Source organism: Thioalkalivibrio sp. AKL8 (assembly GCF_000380525.1).
In the GTDB taxonomy this organism is placed as follows: domain Bacteria; phylum Pseudomonadota; class Gammaproteobacteria; order Ectothiorhodospirales; family Ectothiorhodospiraceae; genus Thioalkalivibrio; species Thioalkalivibrio versutus.
The window spans coordinates 240,632-258,042 of record NZ_AQYF01000007.1 but is presented as its reverse complement, the minus strand read 5'-3'; the positions used below and the strand labels follow the sequence as shown (position 1 = coordinate 258,042).

At 67.1% G+C, this 17,411-nt stretch carries 11 protein-coding genes and 1 pseudogene; 5 read left to right on the top strand and 7 right to left on the bottom strand.

The genetic code is table 11. The features are described from left to right. Positions 1–3 precede the first annotated feature (3 nt). Both G335_RS0106925 and G335_RS0106920 read right to left on the bottom strand, forming a co-directional pair. Complete coding sequence (locus tag G335_RS0106925) at positions 4–1,092, bottom strand: class I SAM-dependent methyltransferase (protein ID WP_018169184.1); 1,089 nt, start codon at positions 1,090–1,092, stop codon at positions 4–6. 140 nt (positions 1,093–1,232) lie between these two features. Further along, positions 1,233–2,090: a helix-turn-helix domain-containing protein gene (locus G335_RS0106920; RefSeq protein ID WP_018169183.1), complete on the bottom strand. Its 858-nt coding sequence runs from the start codon at positions 2,088–2,090 to the stop codon at positions 1,233–1,235. A gap of 176 nt (positions 2,091–2,266) precedes the next feature. Here G335_RS0106920 and gshA point away from each other — a divergent pair, with 176 nt between their 5' ends. The 4 genes from gshA to G335_RS0106900 all read left to right on the top strand — a co-directional run bounded on the left by gshA (position 2,267) and on the right by G335_RS0106900 (position 9,345). After that, positions 2,267–3,853, top strand: coding sequence for a glutamate--cysteine ligase (gshA, locus tag G335_RS0106915; protein ID WP_018176275.1), 1,587 nt, complete (start codon positions 2,267–2,269; stop codon positions 3,851–3,853). Positions 3,854–4,002: 149 nt separating this feature from the next. Then, positions 4,003–5,019: a glutathione S-transferase family protein gene (locus tag G335_RS0106910; protein WP_018176274.1), complete on the top strand. Its 1,017-nt coding sequence runs from the start codon at positions 4,003–4,005 to the stop codon at positions 5,017–5,019. 76 nt (positions 5,020–5,095) lie between these two features. Then, positions 5,096–6,208, top strand: a complete 1,113-nt coding sequence (locus G335_RS0106905; protein WP_018176273.1) for an efflux RND transporter periplasmic adaptor subunit — start codon at positions 5,096–5,098, stop codon at positions 6,206–6,208. Further along, positions 6,205–9,345 carry an efflux RND transporter permease subunit gene (locus tag G335_RS0106900; protein WP_018176272.1) on the top strand — a complete coding sequence of 1,047 codons (3,141 nt, stop codon included), beginning with the start codon at positions 6,205–6,207 and terminating at the stop codon, positions 9,343–9,345. The genes G335_RS0106905 and G335_RS0106900 overlap by 4 nt, the downstream gene beginning before the upstream one ends. A 238-nt stretch (positions 9,346–9,583) precedes the next feature. Here the strand turns inward: G335_RS0106900 and G335_RS14485 are convergent. The 3 genes and pseudogenes from G335_RS14485 to msrB form a co-directional block, all read right to left on the bottom strand. Beyond that, positions 9,584–9,857, bottom strand: a pseudogene (locus G335_RS14485) (hypothetical protein). Positions 9,858–10,320: 463 nt separating this feature from the next. Beyond that, positions 10,321–11,520 (bottom strand): MFS transporter, encoded by a 1,200-nt coding sequence (locus G335_RS0106895; RefSeq protein ID WP_018176271.1) that lies wholly within the window; start codon positions 11,518–11,520, stop codon positions 10,321–10,323. Positions 11,521–11,574: 54 nt separating this feature from the next. Beyond that, entirely contained in the window at positions 11,575–11,973 is a 399-nt protein-coding gene (gene msrB, locus G335_RS0106890) for a peptide-methionine (R)-S-oxide reductase MsrB (RefSeq protein WP_018176270.1), read from the bottom strand. A gap of 116 nt (positions 11,974–12,089) precedes the next feature. On the opposite strand from msrB, the gene G335_RS0106885 reads away from it, so the two are divergent. Beyond that, entirely contained in the window at positions 12,090–13,169 is a 1,080-nt protein-coding gene (locus G335_RS0106885) for an EAL domain-containing protein (RefSeq protein WP_018168400.1), read from the top strand. Between the two features lie 13 nt (positions 13,170–13,182). On the opposite strand, the gene G335_RS0106880 is transcribed toward G335_RS0106885, so the two are convergent. Both G335_RS0106880 and G335_RS0106875 read right to left on the bottom strand, forming a co-directional pair. Continuing rightward, positions 13,183–16,272: an efflux RND transporter permease subunit gene (locus G335_RS0106880; protein ID WP_018176269.1), complete on the bottom strand. Its 3,090-nt coding sequence runs from the start codon at positions 16,270–16,272 to the stop codon at positions 13,183–13,185. Then, positions 16,269–17,408, bottom strand: a complete 1,140-nt coding sequence (locus G335_RS0106875; protein ID WP_019572052.1) for an efflux RND transporter periplasmic adaptor subunit — start codon at positions 17,406–17,408, stop codon at positions 16,269–16,271. The genes G335_RS0106880 and G335_RS0106875 overlap by 4 nt, the downstream gene beginning before the upstream one ends. Positions 17,409–17,411: the final 3 nt, after the last annotated feature.

Here is a 17,411-nt window from a genome sequence, read left to right as displayed (position 1 = left end):
TCGTTAACGGGTGGCCACGTACCAGTTGTTCTGAGGGTCGTGGACCAGCTGGTGGACCCGGATGTCGTGAAAGCCGGCGCGCTCCAGGTAGTCACGTGCCATGGGCTCGCCCCACATCGCGCCCAGGCCGGGTCCGCCCCGGGCGAGCGATACCGGCATGCAGTGCATGCAGGAGATGGTGTAGAGAAAGGGTCCGAGCGGATGCTCGAGATCGCCATGAATCTGTCCGGAGCCGCGGATGTCCTGCATCAGGTAGATGCCTTCGGACTTGAGCGCGCGGTGAATGCCCGTCAGTACGCCCAGCGGGTCGGCCTGGTCGTGGATGGCATCGAAGGTGGTGATCAGCGCGAACTGTTGCGCGGCGACATGCCGATCCAGTTCGGCCGCGTCGGCCTGGATGAATTCGACGTTCCCCAGCCCGGTGGCGTGTGTCTCGGCGCGGGCGCGCTCGATAGCCTCTGTGGACAGGTCCAGGCCGGTGAACCGGCTGTGCGGGTACAGCGCGGCCAACTGGTTGAGGATACGCCCGCTGCCGCAGCCGATATCCAGGACCTGAATGCCGCGCTCGAGGTGGTCGGTCAGGCCCGGAACCAATGGCAGGATGTCGCTTTCCAGTGACGACAGTACGGACTGGCCGCTGTCCTCGGCCATCACCTCGTGGAAGCGCGTGTAGTGCTCGTACCCCACGCCACCGCCGGTTCGGAATTCCGCAACGATCGTGTCCTCCACCCCACCCAGCAGGCCGATGTACTGCGCAAACACGGCCAGGTTGTCGGCGGCTGCCGCGCGCGTCAGGCAGGCGGCGTGTTCCGCGGGCAGAGCAAATCGTGGGCCATCCGCATCCACCGTGACGATGCCGCTGGTCGCCATGACCCCGAGCCATTCCCGTACGTAGCGCTCGTTCAGGCCCACGGCGGCGGCGATCTCGCCGGAGGTGGCAGGCGGCCGGTCGCGCATGTGGTCGAACAGCCCGGTGCGGTGCCCGATCGACAGGGTCAGGCACAGCGCGCCGTGGTTGAGCACGCTGACCAGATGCTCGCCGAAGTCCTCGGCGGCAGATGGGGGTGACAGGCATTCCGGGGCTGACGACATGCAGTGGACCTCCGCCAGGACAAACCGGGCCGGGTGTCGGCGTTACTTCGAGCCTAGGCCGGGAAGCCCTTGCGGGCGGTCACGATCTTGCGGGGGTGGGGCGAATCTTGCGGTGATTTCCAGGGGCGCATGGATCCGTTTTAATGCTGGCGCCGGTATGCCGCGGGGGCCACACCCAGGGCCTGGCGGAAATGGCGGACCAGCTGTTGCGGGGAGTACCCGGTCGCGGCAGCGATCTCGGTGATGCTCAGTGATGTTCGGGTCAGCAGGTCGCGGGCGTGCTCCACGCGCAGGCGGGTGAGATAGCGATGCGGTGGCAGGCCGTGCGTATCGCGAAAGGCGCGCGCGAAGTGCCAGGGCGAGAGTCCGGTCAGGGCCGCCAGATCGCGCAGGGTGATGCGCTGATCCAGATGGCATTGCATGTAGTCAATCACCCGTGCCGACTGGTGCGGTGCCAGGCCGCCCCGGCGCCTGTCCAGGTCCCGGTCGTGTTCGGCCATGCGGGCCAGGCGCACAACCAGAACGGCGAGCATGCTCTCGACGAACAGTTGCGCGGCCGGGTCGTCACGGTCCATCTCCTGCCACAGGGCATCCAGGGCCTGGGTGATCAGGGGGTCCCGGTGGTGTCGGGTATGCAGGTGGCCAAAGTCCAGCGGATCGCCGGGGTCGCGCTCCAGGCAGTCCCGGGCCAGCTCGGGCGGGATGCCGAAAAACCGCATGCGTGCCGGGTCCCGCATATGGCAGCGTCCCGCGACCTGCGGGGCGATCACCACGAATTCGCGCGGGCCGGCGCAACCGGAGAACGGACCGGCCCCGATGTCACAGTGGTAGCGAAAGGGGGCGCCCACGGACTGGCTCAGCATCAGTTCGCGGACTGGCGGGGTGCTCAGGTGGCCGGCCGGGTGCGCGTTCTCGATCATCGGCACCGGGAGATCGGGGCGCGCACGGGCCTCCTCCAGGAACGGCGCGTCACGTCCCCGGGCGAAGAAGTCGAGCATGCTGGATGAACGTTGCAGCATTCCGTGTACCCCGCAACTTTAGTTATAGGCCATTTGGGAACCGCTTGCGGTGCAGGCGTCGCACGAACCTCGCGGACCGCGTCGGGTCGTATGTGACCGTGGCGCTGCATTCGGGTATGTTCGCCGGGTTTCGATGACCGCAGGGTTACCATCACGTGAGTACGGACGAGCGCAAGCTGCAGGATCTGACGCACCAGCTGGCCGAGGCGCTGGCGGGTGTCGGGTTGCACGGGCAGATCGGGCTGGAAAAGGAGACCCTGAGGGTCGGGCCGGAAGGCTCGCCGGCGCTTACGCCGCACCCGGCCGCGCTGGGATCCGCGCTGACGCATCCATACATCACCACGGATTACTCCGAGGCGCTGCTGGAACTGGTGACGCCGCCGTTCGAGGATGTACGCGAGACCCTCGGCTTCCTGCACGACCTGCAGGCCTTCGCCGCCGCCAACGTCGGCGACGAGACCCTGTGGTCGACCTCCATGCCCTGTGTGACGGCTGATGACAATGCGATTCCGGTCGCGCAGTACGGTGCCTCCAACGCCGGGCGCATGAAGACCGTCTACCGCATCGGTCTCGGGCATCGCTACGGACGCAAGATGCAGGTGATCGCCGGGGTCCACTTCAATTACTCCCCGCGCCCGGAATTCTGGCCGGCGCTGGCGGAGGTGCTCGGTGCGCCCGACGGCCGCGCCTTCCGCGACGAGCGCATGATGGGGATGATCCGCAACCTGCTGCGCTTTGGCTGGCTGGTGCCCTATCTGTTCGGGGCGTCGCCGGCCGTCTGCAACTCCTTTCTCGAAGGCCACGGCGCGGTGCTGGAGGACTTCGACGACGACACCTCCTATCTGCCGCATGCCACCAGCCTGCGCATGGGCGATATCGGCTATACCAACCGCAAGGAGGCGGACACCGGCATCAAGGCGGACTACAACTCGCTGGCCGGCTATGTCGACTCCCTGCGCTGTGCGATCAATACCCCCAGCCCCGAGTGGGAGAACATCGGGGTGAAGGTTGATGGCGAGTATCGCCAGCTGAATGCCAACATCCTGCAGATCGAGAACGAGTACTACTCCACCGTGCGGCCCAAGCAGCCGCTGGAGCGTTTCGAGAAGCCGACCGACGCCCTGGAGGCGCGTGGCATCGAATACGTCGAACTGCGCTCGGTGGACATCAACGCCCAGCACCCGCTGGGGGTGGACGAGACCCAGCTGCGTTTTCTCGAGGTGTTCGCACTGGCCTGTCTGCTGCAGCCGAGCCCGCTGCTGGCCGACGGCGAGCTGGACGCGATCGACCGCAACCTGCTGGACGTCGCGCATTACGGGCGTCGCCCGGGCCTCGAGCTGCGCCGGGGGGGCGAGAGCGTTGCGCTCCAGGCCTGGGCGCGCGAGCTGCTGGCGCTGATGCGACCGGTGGCGGCCGTTCTGGATCAGGAATTGCCGGGTGACCCCTACCGCCGGGCGCTCAGTGAGCAGTGGGGCAAGGTCGAGCAGGCGGATCTGACCCCGTCCGCGCGCATGCTGGAAGACATGATGGCGCGCGAGGAGGGGTTCTACTCCTACGCGCGCCGCCTGTCGGCCCAGCACCGCGAGGCCTTTCGCTTCAACGGGCCGTTGCCGCGCGCCGAGACGCTGGAGGCCCTGGCCCGCGAGAGCCTGGCCGATCAGGCGGCCATCGAGCAGGCGGACGAGCTGGACTTCGATACCTTCCTGACGCGCTATTTCGACGGCACCCTGCGGGCCTCCTGAACCGGATTCGTTCGATTTTGTAGAACGGTCGACCGCATTTAACGCGATTTATCTTCGATAAAATCGATGGGATGATCGGGCTATCACATACATTCAGCCATTGAGGCGTGCGCGCATTCGGTGCCGGGCACAGACGGCAGGAGCATGGCATGAGTCTTTTGATCAACGGTGAATTGCGCGAGGGCTGGCTGGAAGAAGAGTCGGACGAGAGCGGCGAGTTCGTGCGCCAGGACCAGCAGTACCGTAACTACGTCACCAGGGATGGTTCGCCGGGCCCGATGGGTGACGGCGGCTATCCGGCCGAGTCAGGGCGCTATCACCTGTATGTCTCCTACGCCTGCCCCTGGGCACACCGCACGCTGATCCTGCGCAAACTGAAGGGTCTGGAGCCGCATATCGGGGTTTCGGTGGTGCACCACTACATGGGTGACGCCGGCTGGTCGTTTGATGACTGCGACGGTTGCACCGGGGACCGGGTGCACGGCTCGCGCTACATGCACGAGCTCTACACCCGTACCGATCCGAATTACACCGGCATCATCACCGTGCCGGCGCTGTTCGACACCCAGGCCGACCGCATCGTGAACAACGAGTCGCTGGACATGGTGCGCATGTTCAACAGCGCGTTCGACGGCATTACCGGCAACACCCTGGATTTCTATCCGGAAGATCTGCGCGAGGAGATCCATGCGGTCAACGAGCGGGTCTACGAGAACGTGAACAACGGGGTGTATCGCAGCGGCTTCGCGACCAGCCAGAAGGCCTACGAGGCGGCCTTCGACCGTCTGTTCGAGACCCTGGACTGGCTGGAGGAGCGCCTGGCACGCCAGCCGTTCCTGGTCGGCGAGCGACTGACCGAGGCCGACTGGCGGCTGTTCACCACGCTGCTGCGCTTCGATCCGGTGTACTACAGCCATTTCAAGTGCAATCGCCAGCGGCTGCTGGACTTCCCGAACCTCTCCGCCTATCTGCGCATGCTGTACCAGCGCCCGGGGGTGGCCGAGACGGTGCGCATGGATCACATCAAGGCGCATTACTACGGTAGTCACCCGATGCTGAATCCCAGCGGCATCGTGCCGAAGGGTCCAATGATTGACTACACCCGGCCGCATGGCCGACCCCTGGGCGACCTGCCGGCCGCGTTGCGGAACGTCGACGAAACGTGACGGTCGTTACACTGTTGGGACGTTCAACCGTGGCCCGGCTAGATGCCGGGCCGCATTCGTGTCGGGGGAAAGGCAAGTGAAGGCGATAGGCGGGTTCCTGGGGCTGGTCCTGGTTGTGGCGATCGTGGCCGCGGCCTGGTTTGCGTTCGGCCCCGAGGATGGCGCCCGTGACGAGGGAGGCGATGCCCCCGCCGCGTCCCAACGCGACGAGCGCACGCCGGTGCGGGTCAGCGAGGTGGCTCCGCGCACCTTCGAGACCATGGTCGAATCCCTGGGCACGGTGGAGGCCAACGAGTCGGTCGTGGTGACCGCGAGCGTGACCGAGCGTGTGGTCGAAATCCTGTTCGATGATGGCGATGCGGTCGAGGCCGGAGACGTGCTGGTGCGCCTGGACGCCGACGAAGAACGCGCCGCCCTGCGCGAGATCCGCGTGCAGGTGGACGAGGCCCGGCGCGAACTGGACCGCGTGCGCGACCGGGTGGCCGACGGCGTGGTCACGCAGCAGCAGGTGGATCAGCAGCGATCGCGGCTGAACGAGGCCGAGGCCCGTCTGGCCGCCGCGGAGGCGCGGGTTGCGAACCGGGTGATCCGGGCCCCGTTCAGCGGCCGTTTGGGCTTGCGCCAGGTCAGCCCCGGCTCCCTGGTGAGTCCGGGTACCGCGATCGTGGAGCTGGATGATGTATCGGTGGTGAAAGTCGATTTCGCCGTGCCCGAGCGCCATGCCGCCGCCATCGGTCTGGGTATGGAAGTAGTGGGCCGCAGCGCGAGCGGAGAGTTCGCGGGGCAGGTGGCGGCGGTCAGCAATCGTCTGGACGTGGCTACCCGGACCTTGACCGTGCGCGCCCTGGTCGAGAATCCCGATCTATTGCTGCGCCCCGGGATGCTGGTGAACATCCGTCTTCCGCTGGACCCGGTCGAACGCCCGGGGGTGCCGGAGGGTGCCATCCAGCAGGTCGCCGATCAGCACTTCGTGTTCCGGCTGCGCGACGACGGCACGGTGGAGCGCGTGCGCATCCGTATTGGCCGCCGCGACCCGGGCTACGCCGAGGTGCTGGATGGCCTGGAGCCGGGGGATACCGTGGTCTCCGAAGGGGTCTCGCGGGTCCGTGACGGGCGGGAAGTGCGTGTGCTCCCGCCGCGCGTACCGGATTCCGATAACGGCAACGGCGAGGCCGGGGCCGACACATGATCATTTCGGACGTCGCCAATCGCCGGCCGGTGCTGGCGATTGTCTTCAACCTGCTGCTGATCACCTTTGGCCTGATCGCCTACGACAGCCTGCCGCTGCGCGAGTATCCGGATGTCGATCCGCCGGTGGTGACGGTGGACACCATCTATCCGGGCGCTAGTGGCGAGATCATCGAGCGCGAGGTGACCCAGCGGATCGAGGACCGCATCGCGGGGATCGAGGGGATCCGTTTCATGCAGTCCTCCAGCGAGGACGGGCGCTCGCGCATCACCATCGAGTTCAATCTGAGTCGCGACATCGACGCCGCCGCGAATGACGTGCGCGAGGCGGTCAGCCGGGTACTGGGCGATCTGCCCGACGAAGTCGACCCGCCCGAAGTGACCAAGGCGGATGCCGATTCCAACCCGATCCTGTGGCTGAACCTTGCCAGCACCACGATGGATGCGCTGGAGCTTGCGGACTACGCCGAGCGCAACCTGATCGACCGCCTCTCGGTAGTGGATGGCGTGGGGCTGGTGCGCCGGGGCGGCGCCCGCAGTTACGCGATGCGCATCTGGGTCGACCGCGAGGCCCTCGCCGCGCGCGAGCTGACCGTGACCGACATCGCTGACGCCTTGCAGCAGGAAAACGTGGAACTGCCCGCCGGGCGCCTGGATTCGCTGGAGCGCGAGTTCACCGTACGCGTGGAACGCCAGTACCGCACGCCCGAGGATTTCTCCGGTCTGGTGCTGAAGCGAGGCGAGGGCGGACAACTGGTGCGCCTGGGCGATGTCGCCGAGGTGAACGTGGGCGCGGATACCGAGCGCAGCGAGTTCCGCGGCAATGGCGAGGACATGATCGGGCTGGGGATCATCCGCCAGTCCAACGCCAACGTGCTGGAGGTGGCCAATGGGGTGAAGGCCATGGCGGCCAGCCTGCAGGGCTCCCTGCCGGAGGGCACCTCGCTGGTGACCACCTACGACGAATCGGTATTCATCGAGGGCGCGATCCGCGAGGTCTACATCACCCTGGCGGTGGCGACCGCCGCCGTGGTGTTCGTGATTTACCTGTTCCTGGGCAGCTGGCGCGCGACCCTGATCCCGGCGGTGACCGTCCCGGTGGCGATCACCGCGGCCTTCATTGGCATCAGCCTGTTCGGATTCTCGGTCAACCTGCTCACCCTGCTGGCGTTGGTGCTGGCGGTCGGCCTGGTCGTGGATGACGCGATTGTGATGCTGGAGAACATCCACCGGCGTATCGAGCGCGGCGAGCCGGGACTGTTGGCGGCCTATCGCGGCGCCGGGCAGGTGGGCTTCGCGATCGTCGCGACGACCTCCGTGTTGATCGCGGTATTCGTGCCGCTGGCCTTCCTCGACGGCACGGTGGGCCAGCTGTTCACCGAGTTCGCCATCGCCATGGCCATTGCCGTGTTCTTCTCCAGCATCGTGGCACTGACCCTGGCCCCCGTGCTGGCCGGGCGCCTCATGCACAAGGGCGACGACGAGACCGGCGTGGCGCGTTATATCGGCCGCGGCTTTGCCGCGCTGGAGGCCGGCTATGGTCGGATACTGGCGAAGGGGCTCAAGGGCTCCTGGCTGGTCTTGCCGCTCCTCGCCGCCGTGTTGGCGGGCGGCTGGTACCTGTTCGCGGAACTGCCCGAAGAATTTGCCCCGCAGGAGGACCGCGGATCTTTCTTCGTGCTGGTGGATGGCCCCGAGGGTGCCAACTTCGAGTATATGAGCCGGCAGATGGCCGAGGTCGAGGCACGCATCCAGCCGTTGATCGAGGATGGCCCGATTCGCCGTGCACTGGTGCGCACGCCGCGCGGTTTTGGTGGTTCGGAGCTGATGAACAACGGCTTCGTGATCGCGATCCTGGAGCACTGGGATGACCGTGATGTCTCGGGTCAGGAGGTCATCAACCAGATCCGCGGCATCATCGACGAGATGCCGGGAGTCGAGGCGCGGGTGATCATGCGTCAGGGGCTCTCGAGTGGCCGTATCGGCCCGCCGGTGCAGTTTGTCATCTCCGGGCCGGACTACGATCAGCTCGAGGAATGGGGCGAGATCATGCGCGAGGCCGCCGAGGGCATCGACGGCCTGACCCGTGTGGACCTGGACTACGAACCCACCCAGCCGCAGCTCAACGTGCGTCTGGACCGCGACCGTGCGGGGGATCTGGGCGTGTCCATGCGCGATGTTGGGCGCACGCTGGATATCGTGCTGGGCGGCCGCGACGTGACCACCTTTGTCGACCGTGGCGAGGAATACGACGTCATCATCGAGGGTCTGGCCGACCAGCGCCGCACGCCCGGGGATATCGACAACCTCTACGTGCGCTCCAGCTCTGGCTCGATGGTGCCGTTGTCCAGCCTGGTGACCTACGAGGAGCAGGCCGGCCCATCGTCGCTGGAGCGCTACAACCGTTCGCGCGCGGTGACCCTGACCGCCGGGCTGCGTGACGGCATGACCCTGGGCGAGGCCCTGGACGCCCTGGACGCGAAGGCGGCCGAGCTGCTGCCGGCCGAGGCGGGGATCGACTACAAGGGCGAGTCGCTCGATTTGCGCAGTGGCTCCGAGGCCATCCTGTTCGTGTTCGCGCTGGCCCTGCTGGTGGTGTTCCTGGTCCTGGCGGCGCAGTTCGAGAGCTTCGTGCACCCGTTGGTGATTATGCTGACGGTGCCGCTGGCGGTGGTCGGGGCGCTGATCGGGCTGACGGTCACCGGTCAGACACTGAACATCTACAGCCAGATCGGCATGGTCATGCTGATCGGGCTGGCAGCGAAGAACGGCATCCTGATCGTGGAGTTTGCTAACCAGCTGCGCGATCGTGGGCGCGATTTCGATACCGCGATCCTCGAGGCCTCGCGCATGCGTCTGCGGCCGGTCCTGATGACCGCGCTGACCACTGTGGCCGGTTCGATCCCGCTGATCCTGGCTTCCGGTCCGGGCGAGGAGACGCGCTTCGTGATCGGGGTAGCGGTGTTCTCCGGCGTGCTGTTCGCCACGCTGTTCACGCTGTTCGTGATCCCGGCGGCCTATCGCCTGGTCGCCCGCGGAACGACCTCGCCGCTGGCGACCACCCGCCGCCTGCACGACCTCGACGCCGAGGTCGAGGACGTCGATGGCGAGCGTAGGGGCGTCCGCGCCTCGCCCTGATCGCTCAGGATTTCGGTAGGCGGCTGCGGACTGCTGCCGTCGAGGATTGTGGCTAGGCCTGGTTCGTCATCTGGTGTTTACGGTGGTTTCGTCTGGCCGCCTGCCAGGCGCTCTCTCGCGAGCGCACCGCGAGGTACTTTCTTGCTTGCCCAAGAAAGTACCCAAAGAAGGGCACCCGGATTTCGCCCGGGAACCTCGCTCCGGACGCGCTGGGCCGGCGGCGCTGAACTCGCTTCGCTCAGACATCCAGCGCCCCATGTCTATTGTTAACTGGCCGGCCCATCACGCCCTCCGCGAGGGGCTCCATACGGGAGGAGAAGGTCAAAACAGGCGGTATCCCGTAGGGTGCGGTTGAGCGCAGCTAAACGCACCGTTCCCCACGCCGTGCGAAACTCGGATTCGATTCGCTACGCTTATCGGCATCCTACGCCCCCCGGCGCCCGCTTCGCGGGCGCGGCACGCAACGGCCAAAGGCCGAGCGTGCCGAAGATGTCCGAAGACCTAGCCATCATCCACTGGCAACAACGTCGGGAAAGCTGTTGTTTTGACCTACCTCCCCGTTGTCGTCGCGCCGAGTGGAGAGGCTTTTCGCGGGACGATTCTAAATAGACACGGGGCGCTGGATCTCTGAGCGGAGCCGAAGGCGTAGCGAGTTCAGCGCCGCCCGCGAAAAGCCTCGGAGCGAGGGAAACCCCGGCCCGCGCAGCGGGCCGGGGTCGCGGCAGTCGGGCGTGTTTCTTGGGTACTTCTTTGCACGAGCAAAGAAGCCAGTTTTTGATCAACAACGGGCGCGGTGCGCTCGCGAGAGAGCGCGTGGCAGGCGGCCCGACGAAGCCACCGCAAACACCGAACGCTGAACCATCCCCAGCCACAACATGGCAGGTGGTAGACCGAAGCCACGGTAAACACCCGATGATGCACCATGATCGCGGACCGCACGGCGGGAGGCCGAGCGTGGCCGGCGGGAATGGGGCGTCAGGCGCGTGGTGGGGCGCGGGCGTCGTCGCGCCAGAGCCAGAGGATGGCGACGGTCAGTACCGCGATCACTGGCAGCATCGCCAGGTTCAGGCCATCCCAGCCCAGCGGTCGCAGTAGCGCACCGGCCAGCAACGAACCGGCGGCGACCAGGGTGAACACCGTCAGGTCGTTCACGCCCTGGACCTTGCCCTTTTCGCCGGCCGTATGGGTCGTGGTGAGCAGGGTGCTGCCGCCGATGAACAGAAAGTTCCAGCCGACCCCCAGCAGGAACAACGCCAGCCAGAAGTGCGCCAGCGTCTCGCCATGCGCGGCGATGGCGACACTGAAAAGCACCAGCGCGTTGCCCAGCGCCAGCACGCGCGTAAGCCCGAATCGCGTGATCAGATGGCCGGTGACGAAGGATGGGGCGAACATCCCGAGCACGTGCCACTGCATCACCAGGGCGACCTGGCCCATGTCGAAGCCGGCCTGGCGCATGGCCAGCGGGGTTGCGGTCATCAGCAGGATCATCACCGCGTAGCCCAGGGCGGCCGTTGTCAGCGCAACGACGAACCGGCCCCGGGGCATGATCTCGCGCAGGGGACGGGATATGGCACGTTCTGCTGCCGGCGGTGTTGGTACGCGTAGCCAGGCCAGCAGCAGCATGGCCAGCAGGGCGAGTGCCCCGAGCAGAAGGTAGGGACCGGCTTCCGGCGTCTGTGGCAGCAGGGCCTGGGCATGGTGGGCGTTCCACGGGCCGAGGAAGGCTGCGGCCACGCCCCCGGCCATGACCAGGGAGATGGCGCGCGGGCGGAAGGCGTCGCTGGCGACATCCGCCGCGGCGAAACGGTAGTACATCGCGAAGGCCTGGTAGGCGCCCAGCAGGAGATTGCCGAGCACGAAAATCCAGAAGGCCTCGGCGAATACCCCGACCGCGGCGATTGCCGCCCCGCCGAAGCCGCCGACGCCCGCCCCCAGCAGGAAGCCTGTGCGCCGCCCGAAGCGTTTCATGAACAGGGATGCCGGCAGGGTGATGACCAGGGTCCCGATCATCATGGCGGCGACCGGCAGGGTGGCCAGCGACGGGTCGCTGGCCAGGCGCTCGCCGACCACGCCGCTCAGGGTCATCACGGTCACCGCGGCGATCAGGAACAGGGCCTGGCCGAGGGCAAGGATCAGGACATTCGCGCGCTCGCGCGGGGTGGTCTGGCCGGACATGAGATTCCTTTCGGCATTGGGCCCGGGCCTCATGGCCCGGTTCGGGTAACTGGGTCAGCGGCGCGGATGGAACTCGAGCACCGCCGAGTTGATGCAGTAGCGCAATCCGGTGGGCGCCGGGCCATCGGGGAAGACGTGGCCCAGGTGGGAGTCGCAGGCGGCACAGCGGACCTCGGTGCGCTCCATGCCCAGCGCGCGGTCGCGGTGTTCGTCGACGGCGGCAGCGGACACGGGGGCGGTGTAGCTGGGCCAGCCGCTGCCGGAGTCGAACTTGGCTGCGGAGTCGAACAGCGGCGCGCCGCAGGCGGCGCAGTGATAGAGGCCGTCCGCCTTATGGTCGTTGTAGGCGCCGGTGAATGGCCGCTCGGTCCCGCCCTCGAGGGCGATGTGATACTGCTCCGGTGTCAGGCGGTCGCGCAGTTCGGCGTCGGTCGGGCGTTGGGATGAGCTCATGCAATCTCCGGGTTGATGCTATTGTTTGCGAATCGAGAATGGGTCTTCCGGTGGACCGGGAAAATTATCCCCGGTTCTCGGCCGGGTGGCCAAAGACTGGACCGCTGGAGGTGGTCGTGGGTTGTCCCGATTGCGAACGTATCGATCTGCTGCCGGCGGCCTCCGGCACTCTTTACCTGGCACCGGTGCTGGCGCACACCCGCGCGGCCCTGCGCCAACGCATGGTGGACGAGCAATTGCCCTGCGCAGAGCCGAGCTCGGGCATCCTGGCCCTGCCGGTCAAGGGTGCCGGCGGGCTGGGCGAGATGCTGGTGCGGCTGGAGCAGGCCCTGAGCAGCTCCGAGCAGGCCGGTTGCCGCGCGACCTTCGTGCCGGAAGGCGAGGACTTCGGGCTGGCGCATCTGCAGGACACCCACCTGCTGTCCACGCTGATTGCGCGGCACAACGCGCGCGATCTCTCCGCGATCCTGGCCAACGACACCCTGGACTTCCACTTCCAGCCGATTGTGCATGCCGCGAACCCCACCGAGGTCTTTGCCTACGAGGCCCTGGTGCGCGCCTCCACGCCGGGCGGTGACATCATCCCGCCGCTGGACCTGTTCAAGACGGCGCGCAATGCCGAGCTCCTGTTCCATCTGGATCGTTCCGCCCGGATCAATGCCATCCGTCGCGCCAGTGAGCGCGGGGTCCGTAGCCATCTGTTCATCAACTTCAACCCGACCGCGATTTATGACCCGGCCTTCTGCCTGGAAACGACCGTGCGCGAGATCATGTCACGCGTGCCAGGCCAGCCGGGGCCCGCCGGCTTCGTTTTCGAGGTGATCGAGAGCGACCAGGTCAACGACATGGAGCACCTGTCGCGGATCGTCGAGCGCTATCGCCGCGCCGGGTTCCAGGTCGCCCTGGACGACCTGGGGGCGGGGTACGCATCGCTCAACATGCTGTCGCAACTGCGCCCGGATTTCGTGAAGATCGACCGCGAACTGGTCAGCGGGATCGACCAGGACATCTACCAGCAGAAGATCCTCGAAAAGATCATCGAGCTGGCGCGGGATCTCGATATCCGGGTCGTGGCCGAGGGCGTCGAGACCGTGGAGGAATGGCGCTGGCTGAAGGAGCGCGTGGATCTCTGTCAGGGCTACCTGTTCGCGCGCCCGGCCGCGGAGCCGCCGCTGCCGAACCACCCGGAGTCCTGACTACCCATCCGTTCTACCCCCGGGCGTTGGCGGTCATGGGTCCGAATCGCTGCAGAAGCACAAACAGGGCCGGAATCACCACCAGCGTCAGAACGGTCGCAGCCAGGATGCCGCCGATGATCACCGTGGCAATCGGCGAGAAACGTTCGGCCCCGACGGCCATCTCCAGGGCCAGCGGCAGCATCCCGGCGATGGTGGACAGGGCGGTCATCATGATCGGACGCATGCGGGTTTCCACCGCCTCGGTGACGGCGGCGTAAATGTCCCGGCCCTCGGCCAGTCGGCGCCGGGCCAGGTCGAGCAGGATGATGCTGTTGTTCACGACGATGCCGATCAGCAGGACGATCCCGAGCAGCGCCGGCATGGATACGTACTTTCCGGCGATCAGCAGTGCAGCGACTACGCCGATGAACTGCAACGGAATGGCGGCCATGATGATGACGGGGTGGGCGAAGCTGCGGAACTGCACGACCAGCAGCAGGTAGACGGCCAGGGCGGCCAGCAGCAGCGCCCGCATCATGTGGCCACGCGCCTCGTCGAAGTCTGCCTGCTCGCCGGCCAGCGTCGCCGGGTAGCCATCCGGGGCGGCGAAGGTGTCCAGGCGCTGCTGGACGTCGGCCACCACCTCGGACAGTGGACGCCCCAGATGGAAGCCGAGGATGTCCAGGGTCCGCTGTCCGTTTTCCCGCGTGACGATGCGCGGACCCAGGGTGTGTTCAAGGCTTGCGACCTCGCTCAGGGCGATCGGGCCCTCGCGGGTGGGCAGCAGGATGCCCTCCAGGTCTTCCGGATAGCGGCGGTCCGATACCTGGTAGCGCACGACCACGTCCAGATCCCGCTTCGGCGGCTGGCGGAAGCGTGTGGCCACGGCGCCGTCCATGGCCTGGTGCACCGCGCGGGCGATCGCGGTGCCGGTGAGGCCGAGCTCGGCCGCGCGGTCATGGTCGACCCGGATCCGCACCTCGGGGGTGTCGAGGGCCCAGTCCTTGTACAGGTCGGTAATGCCGGGGATGCCGGCAAGATGGTCCAGCAGCTCGCTCGCCGTGCGGTCCAGGGTTTGCGCCTGCTCGCCACTGATCCGGGCGATGATCGGGGCGGCGGTTGACGAGCGCGCGGTGCCGCCGAGTTCCCGGGGCACGGCGAAGGTCACGCCCGGGGTGGCCTCCAGGCGCTGGCGCACGTCGTCCATGATCTCCCACTGTGTGAGGGAACGTTGCGTCCGCGGCACCAGCGTCACCGTGATCTCGGCCTGGTTGACGCCCATGGCGCCGCGGTCGCCCATCGAGCGGGCGCCGGCTTCGTGGCCGAACTGGCTGCTGACATCCACGACGTATTCATGTTCGGCCAGATACCGCTCGACGGGTTCCAGGGTTGTCAGAGTGGTGTCGAGCCGGGTTCCCGGCGCCATGTCGACCAGAACCTGGAAGCTGCCCGAGTCGAAACGCGGCAGCATCTCGCTTCCGGTCATGCGGAGCATGCCCAGGCTGAGTGCCAGGAGTACGACCGCCACCACCAGCGTCGCCAGCGGACGATGCAGTGCCAGGGCAAGGACGTCCAGATAGAGGTTGCGGACCCCTCGCGCCGGCGCCTCCAGGGTCTCCCTCCAGCGCGGGGTGGTGGTCGACGTTGCAGGGCGCAGCCAGTAGGTGGCCAGCAGCGGGATCAGGGTGACGGCCATCACGAACGACGCGCCGAGGGCGAACGCCAGGGTCAGCGCCAGCGGACGGAACAGCTCGCCGACAAAGCCGCCCATGAACGTGAGAGGCAGCAGTACGCCGAGGGTGGTCAGTGTCCCGCCCAGCTTGGCGCCGAAGACCTCGCCGACCCCCTCGATGGCCGCCTGGCGCGGGGGCTGGCCCTCTTCGTCCAGGTGGCGGTGGATGTTCTCGAGGATCACGATGCCGTCGTCGACCAGCAGGCCGATGGCCAGGATCAGCGCCGACATGGTGACCATGTTCAGATCCAGGCCGGCCAGTTGCATCAGGCCGAAGGTCGCCAGGAACGCCGCCGGAATCGAGAGGGCGATGATCCCGGCCTGACGGAGGTCGGCGAGAAACAGCAGGACGATCACCATCGTCAGGGCGATGGCGATCATCACGGTCTGTGTCATGTCGGCGATGACCTTCTCGGTGAACACCGAATCATCGTCGGCGACGACGATGTCCAGCTCGGGCGTGACGTCGCGCAGGGGTCCCAGCGCCTCGCGGACCCGCGCGGCCACCTCCACCGTGTTGGCATCGTCCCGGCGCAGCACCTGCACGGCAATGGCCGCCCGGCCGTCATGACGGTAGGCCGAGCGCGGCTCACCGGGCTCCAGACGGATACGGGCGATATCACCCAGGCGCACCCGGGAATCGCCGTCCGCCTCCAGGATGAGCCCGCGCGCATCGGCCTCGCTTCGCAATGGCGCATCGAACCGCACGACGCTCTCGAGTTCACCGATGCGGACGCGTCCGCCCGGCGCCATGAGATTCCAGTCGTCGAGGGCCTCCAGTACCCGGGACATGTCGATCCCCAGGGCCTCGGCGCGCTCGGGGTCGAGGGCAACATGCAACTCGCTCTTGTGCCCCCCGACCACGTCGATCGCGGCGACACCGGGGATCCACTCCAGGGTTTCGCGGACGGCGTTATCGGCCTGTTCGCGGATCGCGTGGAGCGGCAATGTGTCGCTGGTCAGGGCGATGGTGATGATCGGCTTGTCGGCGGTGGAGAACTCCAGGATCTGCGGTTCTTCGATGGTGGCGGGCAGGTCGGGACGCAACCGTCCGACGGCGTTCTGGACGTCCACTGCAGCCAGGGCGCTGGTGATGCCGTAGTCGAATTCCACGCGCGCCACGGACAGCCCGGTCTGGCTGGAGGAGCTGATCCGGGTGACGCCGTCGAGGCTGGCAAACTCCTCCTCCAGCAGGCGTGTGAGTTCGCGGTCGACGTCCAGGGCCGCCATGCCGGGGTATGCAGTGATGACCGTGACAGTCGGCGGATCGGTGTCGGGAAAGAGCTGGACGGGCAAATCGAAGCGCGCCTGCAGGCCCAGGATCAAGGCGGCCGCCAGAAGGGCCAGCACCGTGTGCCGGTACCGCAGGAGGCCTTCGACCCAGGTCATCGGTCGCTGTCGTCCACGGCCTGCACGGGCCCCCCGTCGCGGACCCGCCGATCCGGGGTCACGATAATGCGGTCACCCGGGTTGATGCCCTCGAGAATCGCCTGTTCTCCATTCGGCAACGACCGTGTCACCACCTCCGTGCGGTATGCGTGTCCGTCTTCCAGCCGATAGACCCATTGGTGATCGGCGTCGCTCCGGACCGCATGTGCCGGTACCCGGATGACCGGGTCCAGATGGTCCAGGACGACCCGGGCCTGTACGGCCATGCCGGGGCGCAACGCCTCCGGCGGGTCGGGCAGGCGTGTCTCGAAGCTCCCGCTGCGCCGGCCGGCATCCAGTGTGGGGTGGACCCGGTCCAGCCGGGTCGTCACGGTGTGTTCCAGGGCGGGGATGGTCAGCTCCACGGCCAGACCGGGTTGGAGCAGCAGGCTGTCGCGCTCCGGCACGCGCAGGACCGCATGCAGGCCCTCGAGGCCGACCAGCTCGATCAGGGGCTGCCCCGAAACCGCCAGGTCGCCGGGGCGGACATGGGTGCGCCGCACCTGAGCGGCGAAAGGGGCCCGTTCCGTCGTGTATTCCAGGCGTTTGCGGGTCAGTTCCAGCGCCGACCGATTTTCGCGGAGCTGGGCCTCCAGTGTGGCGACGCGCTGGCGAGCGTCGTCGAGTTCGCTTTCCGGAATCAGACCCCGGGAAAAGAGGTCCTGCTGGCGATCGAGGTTGCGCCGGGCGGTTGCACGTTCTCCGTCCAGGCGCTGATCGGCGGCCTCTCGCTGCCGGACCTCCAGGCGGGTCTCGTCGGTATCCATACGCACCAGGACGCCATCCGCCTCGACCCGGTCCCCGGCATTCAGGGGGCTTTCCAGTACCTGGGCCGTGACCCGGGCCGAAATGGTGGTCTCGTCATGGGTCTCGATGCTGCCTCGGTACGCAGGGCTATAGAGTGTGACTCCGGTAGGTTCCGCGGCGATCGTGGTGACGGCCGGCGGTGGCACGGTGCGTGCGGCCTCGGGCGAAAACCGCTCCGACAGCCGGTCCGCAGCGCTCCAGACCGTCACCAGCACCACCCCGCCCAGCGCGAGGAGGCCCAGGGTCCGCCGAAGACCGCGACGACCGGATGGAGTCCGGGGTGCGTTCATGTT

Coding starts and splice junctions, on each gene's coding strand:
- G335_RS0106925 (WP_018169184.1), bottom strand. CDS start 1,092: ATGTCGTCAGCCCCGGAATGCCTGTCACCCCCATCTGCCGCCGAGGAC.
- G335_RS0106920 (WP_018169183.1), bottom strand. CDS start 2,090: ATGCTCGACTTCTTCGCCCGGGGACGTGACGCGCCGTTCCTGGAGGAG.
- G335_RS0106910 (WP_018176274.1), top strand. CDS start 4,003: ATGAGTCTTTTGATCAACGGTGAATTGCGCGAGGGCTGGCTGGAAGAA.
- G335_RS0106900 (WP_018176272.1), top strand. CDS start 6,205: ATGATCATTTCGGACGTCGCCAATCGCCGGCCGGTGCTGGCGATTGTC.
- G335_RS0106895 (WP_018176271.1), bottom strand. CDS start 11,520: ATGTCCGGCCAGACCACCCCGCGCGAGCGCGCGAATGTCCTGATCCTT.
- msrB (WP_018176270.1), bottom strand. CDS start 11,973: ATGAGCTCATCCCAACGCCCGACCGACGCCGAACTGCGCGACCGCCTG.
- G335_RS0106880 (WP_018176269.1), bottom strand. CDS start 16,272: ATGACCTGGGTCGAAGGCCTCCTGCGGTACCGGCACACGGTGCTGGCC.
- G335_RS0106875 (WP_019572052.1), bottom strand. CDS start 17,408: ATGAACGCACCCCGGACTCCATCCGGTCGTCGCGGTCTTCGGCGGACC.